We start from the raw sequence: 13,884 nt of genomic DNA on the forward strand, positions 1-13,884 counted from the left end.
AACTAAATAAGCGGTAACTCAAAAGCTTCTAATAACTCTTTAGCCACAACCTGCCCTTTTACAATGCTTAGTCCCGCTGCAAGGTCAGGGTTAAGCTCACATGCTTTTTCCCATCCCAGATTTGCAAGCTTTAAAACATAAGGCAAGGTTACATTTGTTAATGCCAGTGTAGAGGTATAAGGTACCGCACCGGGCATATTGGTTACACAATAATGCACTATATCGTCTACTACATACGTAGGATTTTCATGAGTTGTTGGTACTGTAGTTTCAAAACAGCCTCCCTGATCTACAGCCACATCTACCATAACAGTCCCCGGACGCATTTCCTTTAACATGTCGCGTGTTATTAAATTAGGAGCTTTAGCACCAGGTATAAGCACAGCACCAATTATAAGGTCGTGATTCTTAATATGTCTTTTTATATTGTAAACACTGGAAAACTCGGTAACAACGTGGTTAGGCATAATATCGTTAACATAACGAAGACGCTTCATATTAATATCTAAAATGGTAACATGAGCACCAAGCCCTGCCGCCATCTTTGCAGCCTGCACCCCTACCACTCCGGCACCTAACACAAGCACTTTTCCCGGAGGTACACCGGGTACTCCGCCTAAAAGCACTCCCCTGCCCTTTATGGGTTTTTCAAGGTATTTAGCTCCCTGCTGTATAGCCATCCTACCTGCAACTTCACTCATTGGGGTGAGTAACGGCAGCAACCCATCTTCATCCCTAACGGTTTCATAAGCTATGCAAACAGCCTTGCTTTCTATCATGGCTTCGGTAAGTTCCCTGCTTGAAGCAAAGTGAAAATAGGTGAATACAACCTGGTTCTTCTTAACAAGGCTGTATTCATAGTCCACGGGTTCTTTAACTTTCACTATCATATCTGCCATGGCATAAACAGCTTCGATAGTAGCTAACAAAAAGGCACCTGTATCACGATAATCGTCATCAGAGAAGCCGCTTCCTTCCCCTGCTCCTTCCTGTACAAATACCTGATGGCCGCAGTTAACCAGTTCAAAAACGCCTGCCGGTGTAATTCCTACACGGCTCTCGAAATTTTTAATTTCCTTTGGAACCCCTATTTTCATACAACTAAACTTTAAAAATTAATCAAATATAACAAACTACCCCTATAATTTATACACTATAATTCAATAAATTAACAAATTTTTAAAATCAACCCCTAAAAATCATAAAAGACAACTCATAATAATTAGCATTACATACTTTACCATAAAAATCTTACTTTTGATAAAATCCCCTTTACGTTTACTATCATGTTTCAATCAAGAAAAGACACTATTTACGTTATACTTGCCGGAATTTTTATAACCAATGCTGTTGTTGCAGAGCTTATAGGAGGTAAACTAATTAACATAGGCCCATATGTCATGAGTATAGGTATCTTGCCGTGGCCAGTGGTATTTTTAACTACCGACCTTATTAATGAATACTTTGGCCGTGAGGGCGTAAAAAAACTATCTTATATTACCGCAGGCCTTATTGCTTACTGTTTTATAGTACTTTATTTCGCACTGATGATTCCTTCGGCAAAAGGATTGCCAACCGTCAACGACGAACAGTTTAATGCCGTTTTCGGGCAAAGCATGTGGATTATTGTAGGAAGTATAACCGCTTTTTTAGTCTCTCAGCTTATAGACATAACCGTATTTCATTTCTTTAAGGAAAAGACAGGAAATAAGATGATCTGGCTGCGAACCACAGGGTCTACAGTAATATCTCAGCTTTTTGACAGCTTTATTGTATTGGGTATTGCCTTTTGGATGACAGGTAAGATAGACACCCCTACTTATATCGCTTCGGCATTTACAGGTTACTTTGTTAAGCTTGTAATAGCCATTGCCCTTACCCCTCTTATTTATGCAGGCCATGCGTGGATTAGAAAATACATGGAACCAAAAAAAGAGTAAGCTGCTGGAACCTAAGAAAAAAAGCGGATAACCCCACAAGGTTTTTTAAAAACTAAGCGTTATATTTGATATAACACTACCTACTTAATTTATTTGTCTTGAAAAAATCTGCTTTACTATTACTACTATTTACCTGCATTGCTTTTGCGCAGGAAAAAAAATACCAAAGCCTTTTATGGGAGGTATCGGGTAACGGACTGGCTAAAAAGTCATACCTGTATGGTTCAATGCACGTGAGCGACAAGGTGTCCTACCATTTGTCTGATGCTTTTTTTGAACACCTTCTGGATGCAGATATGGTTGCTAACGAAAGTGAACCTTCTACATGGATAGACCTGTATGGCGCACTTAACCCCGGAAGCTATCGTTACAACAACGAGAAGTTCTATTCTCAGTTTTATCTTTCTCCCCTTACTAAAGATGAAATGTATCCGCTATTTTACATGAATAACTTTACAATGAACAATCTCCTGTTCAGGACAAATGAACACCAAAAGGAATATCAGGAAGAAACCTATCTTGATATGTTTATATACAGAACAGGCAGAAAATATAACAAAAAGACTGTTGGACTGGAAGACACCAAGACTTCCATAATCAACATAATGAATGCTGATGTAAGCGACACAAGGCCTAAAGAGGAGAATATGATCGCCCTGCAAAAAATCCTTAAGAATAATGCTTATGAGGATGCTATGATAAACTTTTACAGGGACAAAGATCTTGACATGATCGATTCGCTTACCGTATTATCAGCCCCTGAAGGTTATCTTAAAGCCCTGCTTTATGACAGGAATGTTGTAATGGTAAAATCTATAGACTCCCTTGCCCGTAAAGGAAGTCTTTTTGCTGCTGTTGGTGCAGCCCACCTTCCAGGCAAAAAAGGCATCATAGAGATGCTTAGGGCAAAAGGCTATACTGTTAATCCCGTATTTGATAGCTATACCGAACAGGGTAAAGCTAAAAAGCAGGAAATAGAGTCATATTTTATTAAGCCTGCCTATAAAAACCGCACTACACCCGACGGAATAATAAGCCTGCCACTGCATATAGCAGTAATAGAAAATGAAGAAAATCTTGAATCGCCCGATTTGGCAAATGGCGGATATATTAATGTAAAGCGCATTCCTTTACTGGATTTCCTTAAAAAAGACAACAAGCCTTTTAACCATAAATCGTTAGACAGCCTGTTTTACGAAAACATTCCGGGTAAAATACTGGATAAAAAATTCTACAAACAGGATGGTTATGAAATTTACGACATAAAGAACGTTACCAAAACAGGTAACGCGCAACATTACAGATACTATATTACTCCGCTTGAAATTATTGTGGTAAGCATGGCGGGTGAAGAGGATTATACCCGAAAATTTGAAGAGGAAGTATTTAACAAGATACAGCTTAAGCCTATTGCTTCCGGCTGGAATACTTTTACACCAAACAAGGGAGGCTTTAGTGTTGACGCTCCTTCCTACACCATTGTTTACGGAGACAGGGCAGTTTCTAAAACCGTTTCGGATATCGAGATGCTTTCATATGCTCCAGAGGATAACGCACACTATTTTATATTGGAACGTACCCTTAGCGATAACCAAACCCTTGAAAACTCTGATTTCGAGTTAAAGCGTATACAGTATGAATTCTACAATCAGTTTGATATAGACTCTACCCAAACAAAAAGCACTAAAACACCTTTAAGCTTTACCTCATCATCAAAAATAGGCAACAAGACCATAGAGCTTAAAACGTTCCTTAACGGGGCTAAATATTATCTTATGGGTACTGTTGGGGCTAGTGAAGAAAACACAAAACGTTTTTTCAGTTCATTTAACTTCCAGCCTGCAAAATCTCAAACAGAATTCAGGGAGTTTAAAGACACTATTTCGGGCTTTGTGGTTGATATACCAAAACTGCAAAATGAAAGACTGGACTTTGTAAGCAAAAAACCTCAGCGTTACGGCAATGATAAAGTAAACGAATTCCAGATAAAAAACAGCAATTACAGCTTTACGCTTCCGTCAGGGCAAGCCGTTAGCGTGTGGTATCATCAGGATCATAAATATAGAAAAGCCACTCCTATAGACAGCCTTTGGACAAAACTAAGGGAAAGGGTAATTAGTGATGATGAAATAGACGAAGACAAGACATACACTCTTGAGGACATATACAAAAACAAAAACAATAACCACGGAGGCTATTACGGAACCAACAGTGATTATAAAACCGCCTGGGATATCATTCTGTCTAAAGATCCTGAAGTAAAACACAAAACAACAATCAGGAATGAAAAGACATCTCACGATGAAAGTACCGACACCTACCGTATGGATGCGATTGCTGTTGATTCCAATTCAGAGCAGGCCTTAAAGTACACCTATATAAACCGTGATAACGAAAGATACCTGATAAGGACTTTAGTAAACAAAGACTATAACGGCGAGGATACTGATATTGAAAAGATTTTTAGTTCTTTCCGCCTAACAAAAAAGCAAAGTAACGACATCAATAAAAATAAGGTTTCCCTATTTATAGAAGATGCCAAAAGCAGCCACGACAGTATCCGATACTCGGCATTACAGTCGGTTTCAAACCTTTCGGTAGAAAAAGAAGACCTGCCGGTATTGGAAAACTTTATAAATACCTTTGACTTTAAAAAAGATGAGACCGAAGCCCTTACAGAACTGTATGAAAAAATAGGTGAACTGGATGATAAAAGAGCGATTGCCTTTCTTGAAAAGCAGTACAAAAAGGAGAATACCAATACTATAATTCAGTTTGCCGTATTAAATGCACTAACCAATCAGTACTCAGAAGAAGGCTATAAAAAGATACTGGAGCTTATGGAATATGACCTCCCTGTATCAGACAACGGATATGAAATAAAATCACTATTCAGGTATTTTGAAAGTGATATGGAGAACAGCAATGTACTCTTCCCGGATATCTTCCAGTTTTATAGCATTAATGAGTATCATGAGCCAATACTTAACTTTACCTCTGCCCTTTTAAGCAGTGAAACGGTTAAGGCCAAAAAGCTTAAGAACTTCAAAAAGATGATCCTTACCAACGCCAAGCTGGAATTGAAAAGGGTAAAAAGCCGCAAGGCAAAACAGGAGATGAAGGAACAGTACAATGGCACTCCCGAAACTAAAGAACTTTTAGATTACATTACATTACTATATCCGTTTAAAGGAGACAGCGATGTTAAAGCCTTTTTTGAAAGTATTAAAAAAACCAATATTAAACAGGCTAACCTGGCCGTATCTAAACTCAATATAGACAACGGTATAGTTGACAAAAACGAGCTTACAGAGCTTTTAAAAGATAAAGAAACATTGTTTTTAACCTACAACAGGCTCTATAAGAAAGAACCGGGATTAATAAAAAACATTTCACATCAGGAGGTGGCCGCATCGGCATTATTCTCGTTAAAAAACATGAAGAGCAAAGAAGACTCTTTGGTTTTCATTGAAAAAAGGATTGTTCCGGTTTATAGCCACAAGGCCGAGTTTTATTTCTTTAAGATTCAAAACATCAGTGAAGATAAGGACCCTTATGACTACAACCCTGATAAAATAACAGGTATTGCTTTCATACAGGAAGACAACACCATTAATCCGGCAGCATACAAAATAATGGCTTCAAAAGTTATTATTGATGAGGATGAACTGGAAAACAACATGAAGGAAATGATTGACTCTATAATTAACGGAGATAAAACAAGAGCTTCCTTTACAAAAGAAGACGATTACAACCGTATGCCTTACAGTGATTACGACTACGACTATTAAAAGAATATGGAACAAAAAAACAGATGTGCATGGTGCAAAGGCGATGCATTATATGAACAATACCACGACGAGGAGTGGGGAAAACCCGCTTATGACGACCAAAAGCTCTTTGAGTTCCTGCTGTTGGAAACCTTTCAGGCAGGGTTAAGCTGGATTACAATTCTTAGGAAAAGGGAGAATTTCAGAAAGGCATTTGACAATTTCGATTATAAAAAAATTGCTTCCTACAAGCAGGACAAAATAGACAGTTTACTACAGGATGCAGGTATTATAAGAAACAGGCTAAAAGTACTGGCTGCCATATCAAATGCGCAGGCTTTTATGAAAATACAGGATGAATTTGGCAGTTTTTCAAAATACTACTGGGATTTTACAGACGGCAAAACCATAGACAATAAATTCGTCTCATTATCTCAGGTTCCTGCCACTACACCGCTATCTGACAAGATTAGTAAGGATATGAAAAAGCGTGGGTTTAAATTTGTAGGCTCTACCGTTATTTATGCCAACATGCAGGCTACCGGAATGGTTAACGACCATATTGCCGAATGCTGGACAAAAAAGAATTGAGACAACAGATATAAGAAGTTAGAAATAGCTCTCAAATTAAAACAAAAAGACCCGCCATTGCGGGTCTTTTTTTTATGTTATCTGTAAGTAGCTCGATACTCACTTCTACTATCTTAATACTAAAATTAGTATCTGTAGTATTCCGGTTTAAACGGACCTTCAACCTCAACACCAATATAAGCAGCCTGCTCATTAGAAAGTGTTTCAAGCTCAACACCCAGTTTAGCAAGGTGAAGTGATGCCACTTTTTCATCAAGATGTTTAGGCAGCATATATACTTTGTTTTCGTAGCTTTCACTGTTCTTCCAAAGCTCAATTTGAGCAAGCGTCTGGTTAGTGAAAGAGTTACTCATTACAAAACTTGGGTGTCCTGTTGCACAACCAAGGTTTACAAGACGTCCTTCTGCAAGAATGATAACATCCTTACCGTTAATAGTATATTTATCAACCTGAGGTTTGATTTCAATTTTAGAAGCGCCGTGGTTTTTGTTTAACCATGCCATATCAATCTCGTTATCAAAGTGACCTATATTACAAACGATAGCTTTATCTTTTAACTGCTCAAAATGACGGCCCACAACGATATCCTTGTTACCTGTAGTAGTAATTACTATATCAGCATTACCAATTACAGTATCAAGTTTTTTCACTTCATAACCATCCATTGCAGCCTGTAGTGCACAAATTGGGTCAATTTCAGTAACAGTAACGATAGAACCCGCTCCACGGAAAGAAGCAGCAGTACCTTTACCTACGTCACCATATCCGCACACAACCACTCTTTTACCTGCAAGCATAACATCGGTAGCACGACGAACAGCATCAACAGCACTTTCTTTACATCCGTACTTGTTATCAAATTTAGATTTGGTAACAGAGTCGTTCACGTTAATAGCCGGCATTACAAGCGTACCGTTTTTCATTCTCTCATATAAACGGTGTACACCCGTTGTAGTCTCTTCAGAAAGACCTTTAATATCTTTAGTAAGTTCCGGGTAACGGTCAAATACCATATTGGTAAGATCACCACCATCGTCCAGAATCATGTTAAGAGGCTTACGGTCTTCACCAAAGAAAAGTGTTTGCTCTATACACCAGTCAAATTCCTCTTCGTTTAAGCCTTTCCATGCATAAACAGGAATACCGGCAGCAGCAATAGCCGCAGCAGCATGATCCTGAGTAGAGAATATATTACAAGAACTCCAGGTAACCTCAGCACCTAGAGCCACAAGCGTTTCAATTAAAACTGCTGTTTGTATCGTCATGTGAAGACATCCTGCTATACGCGCACCTTTTAAAGGCTGCTCATTTTTATATTCTTCACGTAAAGCCATTAATCCCGGCATTTCTGCCTCAGCAAGTTCTATCTCTTTCCTACCCCATTCTGCAAGGGAAATATCTTTTACTTTGTAAGCCACATAAGGCACAGTCTTCGTACTCATGAATATTGTATATTTGTATTTTAGCTAAAAAAATTTTTGCAAATTTAGTGATTTCCTTTGTAAACAAACAGTTTTATGAATATTTTAAAAATCGTTGAACACTTATAATTGTTTGATTTGCAACAAAATGAACTTAAACTCTTTAAAACATATAAATGCCTTTATACAAGTCTTATAAAATAGCTCACGACACGCAGTTACTGGTTTGGAAGATAACAGAGAGCCTGGAAGAACTGTCTGAAGGTACTGTCCTTAAAAATGTTTGCGAACAACGCCTTTCGGGAATGAAATCCGAACAGCACCGCAAAGGCTTCATGAGCGTACGAAAACTGCTTGCAGAAGCAGGATACAGCGATCTTGACCTGTTTTATACTGAAGACGGAAAACCTCATCTTACAGACGGAAAAAATATTTCCATTACACATTCCTATAGTTTTTCGGCCATCATAATAAGCAACCGAAGCATTGGTATTGACATGGAAATACGTAGGGAAAAGGTAATAAGGATAGCCGACAAGTTTGTAGAAAAAGAATTTAGTTACCTGGAGCAGAATAATACAGAGGATTATGTAAGGAGACTTATCGTGATTTGGGGTGTTAAGGAAGCATTGTATAAAATGTTTTCGCGCCAAGGCCTTAGTTTTAAACAGAATATTGATGTAGATTTTTTTAAAATGGACGACCTAAATGGCACGGCTACAGTACATTTTGAAGAGATTAACTGTAATCTTCCTTTTTATTTTGAGGAAATAGAAGATTTTACGTTAGTTTACAGCATTGATAATAACTAGTCATGACCGAGATTTTCGATTTCCTTTTTGCTCCTTATAAAAATTACAGCACCTTATTTATAGTACTTGAAGCCATGGGTTTTCTTTTTGGTGCATTAAGCGTTGTTTTTTCTGCCAGAAATAGTATATGGGTTTATCCTACAGGGATAATAAGCATCATTATTTATGTTTTTCTTTTATACAATTGGGAACTGTATGGCGATCTTATAATTAACGGATACTATTTTGTAATGAGTATATATGGCTGGTATATATGGAGCCGAAAAGACAGCGAACAGCATACCATGCTTAAAATATCCTCAATGAATGCTAAAGATAGCTTAATATGTGTGGGTATTTTTGTGATTTCGGTTATATTTGTATCAGCCGTATACATATATTTCGACAGATTTACCAAATGGTGGGCCTATGTAGATAATCTTACTACCGCCCTGTGTTTTATAGGCATGTGGCTTTTAGCCAAAAGAAAAATAGAGAACTGGATTTTCCTTATTATTGCTGATATTATTTCTATTCCGCTTTACTTTATAAAAGGTTATACCTTATCCAGCATACTCTATCTGTTTTTAACAATAGTGGCCATATTTGGCTATTTAGCATGGAAAAAAATATTACAAAACAACATACAGACAGCATAAGTGTTATTATCTATTCTGATAATGTATCACAAAAGGAGGAGTGGAGAGAAAATCTAAACAAATCTTTTAAAAAAGAGGCTTTAACTTTTACATTCAATACTTCAGGATTCTCTAATCAAATCGCCGGGGACATAGCCATCTTGGTAGCTCCTGAAGAAAACAGGGCAGCCGGAATACTTATAAAGGAGTTTAATAAAAACGGAATACCACACATCATAATTGAGAGCTTTGATAGTATTGAAACCGTTGTAAATAATCTACCGAAAGCTTTAGAGTCTGGTTTTACTTTAAAAGATTTCAGCCAGATCTATAGTCTTGGCATAGATCTAAACAAGATAACGTCACAACTGGAAACCTTTAAAAAAGGCATTGCTAAAATTGTACTGGAGAGACCTGCTACAATTAAAGACGGCATTAAACCCCTTTCAAAAAAAGAAGCGACTGATTATGCTTCCTTTTTTGAAAATAACAAGAATAAACTCAGTTTTAAAAAATTTGTTCCAGCATCGGGAGCAGCAACAAGAATGTTTAAGTTCTTAAACGAGTTTCTGCTAAATTTTAACCCTGTTGAAGATACTGTAAATGCTTATATCAATAAAAAGAAAGATGAGGCGCTTAAGATATTTATAATAGGTGCTGATAAATTTCCTTTTTTTAATGATGTTCGCGAGGAATCAAGAAAAGATCCTGAGTACAACAACTGGACAAAAGACCAGCGCTATCATAACTTTATAAAAATACTACTTACTGACGAAAAGTTTAATTATGCCAACAAACCCAAGGGCATATTACCTTTTCATCAGTATGATGGCTTTACGGCCACTCCTGTATATGAACACTTAAAGGAGAGTGTTGCGTATGCTGACTCTAACGGTAAATCGCATGTTCACTTTACTATTTCTGAAGAGCACCTTAACGGGTTTTTAGACAGCATTCAGGAAGTAAAAGAAGATATTGAAAAAGAATCAGGCATAAAGATAGAGTTTGATTTTTCATACCAGCACAAGGAAACCGACACCATAGCTGTTGACATGAATAATCACCCTTTTAGGGAAAGCAGCGGTGAACTTCTTTTCAGACCTGGAGGACATGGCGCGCTCATTGAAAACCTTAACAGACTTGAAAGCGATGTTGTTTTTATAAAGAACATAGACAATGTAAGCCATAACAATATTGAAGCTATCGCCCTTTATAAAAAGGCTCTCGCTGGTATACTTATAGAATTACAGGAAAAGGTTTTTGGTTTTTTACAAAAACTGGAGCAGGACAACTCTACCAAAGAAGAAATTAACAGCATTGTTGATTTTGCCAGGAACGAGCTGTTTTTGAATATTCCGGCAGATATAGACAAATATACCTGCGAATATAAAATGCAATACCTACAGGAACTGCTTAATAGGCCAATACGTATTTGCGGTATGGTTAAAAATGAAGGTGAACCGGGTGGCGGACCGTTTTGGGTAAAATCTAAAGACGGAAAACTTTCACTACAGATTGTAGAAAGCTCACAAATAGACCTTAACAATAGCTCACAAAGTGAAATCCTTTCTAACGCCACACATTTTAATCCGGTTGATTTGGTATGCGGACTTAAGGATTACAAAGGAGAATATTTTGATCTTAAGAACTTTGTTGATCCAGATACCGGTTTTATAGTTGTTAAGAACAGAATGGGACATGATGTAAAATCGTATGAACTGCCAGGCCTTTGGAATGGCGCCATGGCAGGATGGATAACCGTTTTTGTTGAAGTTCCCTTAGATACTTTTAATCCGGTAAAAACAGTAAACGATCTTTTAAAGCCATCCCACCAGCCTTAATAGAAAATGAACAAGGATAAAATAATTACAGAATTAGAATATAAAGCTGTAAGAAGCAGTGGTGCAGGAGGGCAAAATGTAAATAAGGTATCCTCTAAAGTAATACTTAGCTTTAACCTGCAAAATTCGCAGGCACTTGATAACGAAGAAAAAGAACTGGTTTCTCAAAAACTGTCTACAAGGCTTAACAGCGAAGGCATACTTTCTTTACATTGTGATGAAGACCGCAGCCAAATTCGCAACAAGCAATTGGTCACAAAGCGCTTTATAGAGCTTATCGAGGCTTCTTTGCAAAAAGACAGACCCAGAATAGCGACAAAAATACCTAAAGCGGTTATTAAAAAACGATTGGAAAACAAAAGGCGTCAGGCAGACAAAAAGCAGTCACGTCGCAGATTTGACTTCTAACCTGCACATAATCAGACACAAAACATAATCTTCAAATAATTTTAGCGTAAAATCATATTTTTAAAATAAATATATACCTTTGCGCCGTCTCAAAGGGGTGCTCTACTAAGGGCTGAGATTATACCCAAAGAACCTGGGCGGGTAATGCTGCCAAGGGAAAAGGCAATTAAACGGAGTGCACGCCGTATTGCCACCATTATATCATTATTATTAACACAAAGAATAATTACCCCTTTTATTCGTAAAACACATTTTACGAATGAAAACTTTATTCATTTCTAAAAGCCAAAAAGCATGGCTTGTCGCTTTAGGCTTATTTGCTTTAAGTACTCATGCCCAGGAAAACAAAACCGAGCAGGACAGTATTAAAACACAATCTTCTGACTACAAGATGGATGAGGTGCTTGTATCTGCGGTTCGTGTAGACAAAAAAACACCGGTTACCTTTACAAATGTATCTAAAGAAGAACTTGCTCCGCGCAACTTAGGGCAGGACATCCCTGTATTATTAAATTATCTACCATCTGTAGTTACAACTACCGATGCAGGCGCAGGTATAGGCTATACCTCAATGCGTGTAAGGGGTTCTGACGCTACCCGTATTAACGTAACTGTAAATGGTATTCCCTATAATGACGCCGAATCTCAGGGGTCATTTTGGGTTAACATGGGAGATTTTGCCTCTTCTACTGAGAATATTCAGTTACAGCGTGGTGTAGGTACATCTACAAACGGAGCTGGTGCATTTGGTGCCAGCCTTAATTTATTGACCGATGCTTATTCTAAAAAATCAAGCGGTGAGATTTCTACTTCGATTGGTAGTTTCAACTCAATGAAAAACACGGTTAAATTTAGCACCGGACTTATGAACGATCATTTTGAAATCGCCGGTCGACTTTCAAAAATTGAATCCGACGGATACATAGACCGTGCTTTTTCCGATTTAAAATCTTATTTCCTACAAGGTACTTATGTAGGCAAAACTACCTTGATCAAAGCTTTGGTATTTGGTGGTAAAGAGCAGACATATCAGGCATGGAACGGGCTTGAAGACACTGACAAACTTGAAAATGACAGAACTTATAACAGTGCCGGAGAATACACCGACGAAAATGGTGTTACCCGTTTCTACGACAATGAGACCGACAACTACCAGCAGGACCACTATCAGTTACACTGGAATGAAAAAATATCAGATAATTGGAGTACAAATGCTGCGCTTCACTACACCATAGGTAAAGGGTATTACGAACAATATAGGCAGGATGAGGATTTTGCAGATTACGGACTTAACGAAATAACTATAGGTGGTGAGACCATTAATTCTACTGATCTTATTAGAAGAAGATGGCTTGAAAACGATTTTTACGGAACTACTTTCTCTGCAAACTACAAAAATGATAACGTGAATGTTATTGTTGGTGGTGCGTTAAACAGGTATGAGGGCGACCATTTTGGAGAAATAATATGGGCACGTTATGCTTCACAAAGTGAAATAAGAGACCGTTATTATGACGATAATGCAGTAAAGACTGATTTTAATGCATTTGCTAAAGCGAACTGGCAACTTAATCAAAAGCTAAATCTTTTTGGAGATATGCAATATAGAAGAGTGCGCTATAAGGCAGATGGTGTCCTTGCCGATCCTGTAAACGACCTGTTTAATTTCTTTAATCCAAAAGCGGGACTTACCTATACCTTAAACAACCAAAACAACATTTACTTTTCTTATGCAAGGGCTAATAGAGAACCAAGAAGGGATGATTATGAAAATGGCAGTTCTAAGCCGGAAACCCTTAATGATTTTGAGTTAGGCTGGAGATACACTACCGTTAAAACAAGAATGAGCATTAATGGTTACTACATGCGTTACAAAGACCAGTTGGTACTTACAGGGGCACTTAACGATGTAGGGGCACCTGTATATACAAACAGTGGCGACAGTTACCGTTTAGGTATTGAGGCGGATGCTACATTTTTCCTGACAGACTTTTTAATACTACACCCTAATGTATCGGTAAGTACTAATAAGAATATCGATTTTTACTTCCAGAGAGACGGGGAACTTCAAAACTTAGGAAATACAAACATTGCTTACTCTCCTAACCTGGTTGCTGCAAACGCCCTTACCGGATTACCCGTTAAAAACCTTCAGATTACCTTACTTTCAAAATATGTAGGAGAGCAGTATATGGGTAACATTGACTCTGACTTCTCTAAACTGGACAGCTATTTTATAAATGACTTAAATGTTTCTTATGAATTTAAAACTAATAAGATATTTAAATCTATTATGCTTAGCGGACTTATAAACAATATATTTAATGTTAAGTATGAGTCTAACGGATATTTCTACACGTATGATGATGACTTCTCTGTACCGGGAACAATTACAACTGTAGAAGGTGCGGGCTATTATCCTCAGGCAGGAATTAACTTCCTGGCTGGCGCTACTTTAAAATTTTAAGCTTAATATAATTTAGT

The 13,884-nt window shown here is 37.6% G+C and carries 10 protein-coding genes and 1 riboswitch; of the genes, 8 read left to right on the forward strand and 2 right to left on the reverse strand.

The annotated features are described in order from the left end of the window. Positions 1 to 2 precede the first annotated feature (2 nt). Positions 3 to 1,097, reverse strand: coding sequence for an alanine dehydrogenase (ald, locus tag NU09_RS14920; RefSeq protein WP_129752109.1), 1,095 nt, complete (start codon positions 1,095 to 1,097; stop codon positions 3 to 5). Between the two features lie 189 nt (positions 1,098 to 1,286). Between ald and NU09_RS14925 the strand changes: the two genes are divergently transcribed. The 3 genes from NU09_RS14925 to NU09_RS14935 all read left to right on the forward strand — a co-directional run bounded on the left by NU09_RS14925 (position 1,287) and on the right by NU09_RS14935 (position 6,301). Next, positions 1,287 to 1,940, forward strand: coding sequence for a queuosine precursor transporter (locus tag NU09_RS14925; protein ID WP_129752110.1), 654 nt, complete (start codon positions 1,287 to 1,289; stop codon positions 1,938 to 1,940). Positions 1,941 to 2,038: 98 nt separating this feature from the next. Next, positions 2,039 to 5,731 carry a TraB/GumN family protein gene (locus NU09_RS14930; protein WP_129752111.1) on the forward strand — a complete coding sequence of 1,231 codons (3,693 nt, stop codon included), beginning with the start codon at positions 2,039 to 2,041 and terminating at the stop codon, positions 5,729 to 5,731. Between the two features lie 6 nt (positions 5,732 to 5,737). After that, entirely contained in the window at positions 5,738 to 6,301 is a 564-nt protein-coding gene (locus NU09_RS14935; RefSeq protein WP_129752112.1) for a DNA-3-methyladenine glycosylase I, read from the forward strand. Between the two features lie 125 nt (positions 6,302 to 6,426). On the opposite strand, the gene ahcY is transcribed toward NU09_RS14935, so the two are convergent. After that, positions 6,427 to 7,743 (reverse strand): adenosylhomocysteinase, encoded by a 1,317-nt coding sequence (gene ahcY, locus NU09_RS14940; protein WP_129752113.1) that lies wholly within the window; start codon positions 7,741 to 7,743, stop codon positions 6,427 to 6,429. A gap of 155 nt (positions 7,744 to 7,898) precedes the next feature. On the opposite strand from ahcY, the gene NU09_RS14945 reads away from it, so the two are divergent. From NU09_RS14945 to NU09_RS14965, 5 genes are all read left to right on the forward strand, one after another. Next, the gene (locus NU09_RS14945; RefSeq protein WP_129752114.1) at positions 7,899 to 8,534 is read left to right on the forward strand and encodes a 4'-phosphopantetheinyl transferase family protein; all 636 of its coding nucleotides are present in this window, start codon (positions 7,899 to 7,901) and stop codon (positions 8,532 to 8,534) included. Positions 8,535 to 8,536: 2 nt separating this feature from the next. Then, positions 8,537 to 9,172 carry a nicotinamide riboside transporter PnuC gene (gene pnuC, locus NU09_RS14950; RefSeq protein WP_129752115.1) on the forward strand — a complete coding sequence of 212 codons (636 nt, stop codon included), beginning with the start codon at positions 8,537 to 8,539 and terminating at the stop codon, positions 9,170 to 9,172. After that, positions 9,133 to 10,992, forward strand: coding sequence for a DUF4301 family protein (locus NU09_RS14955; protein WP_129752116.1), 1,860 nt, complete (start codon positions 9,133 to 9,135; stop codon positions 10,990 to 10,992). The genes pnuC and NU09_RS14955 overlap by 40 nt, the downstream gene beginning before the upstream one ends. Positions 10,993 to 10,998: 6 nt before the next feature. Then, positions 10,999 to 11,400 (forward strand): alternative ribosome rescue aminoacyl-tRNA hydrolase ArfB, encoded by a 402-nt coding sequence (gene arfB / locus NU09_RS14960; protein WP_129752117.1) that lies wholly within the window; start codon positions 10,999 to 11,001, stop codon positions 11,398 to 11,400. Positions 11,401 to 11,483: 83 nt separating this feature from the next. Continuing rightward, positions 11,484 to 11,575: riboswitch (TPP riboswitch) on the forward strand. Positions 11,576 to 11,659: 84 nt separating this feature from the next. Continuing rightward, complete coding sequence (locus NU09_RS14965) at positions 11,660 to 13,867, forward strand: TonB-dependent receptor (protein WP_129752118.1); 2,208 nt, start codon at positions 11,660 to 11,662, stop codon at positions 13,865 to 13,867. The last annotated feature ends 17 nt before the right edge of the window (positions 13,868 to 13,884 follow it).

The organism is Flavobacterium beibuense (assembly GCF_004151245.1).
GTDB lineage: Bacteria > Bacteroidota > Bacteroidia > Flavobacteriales > Flavobacteriaceae > Flavobacterium > Flavobacterium beibuense_A.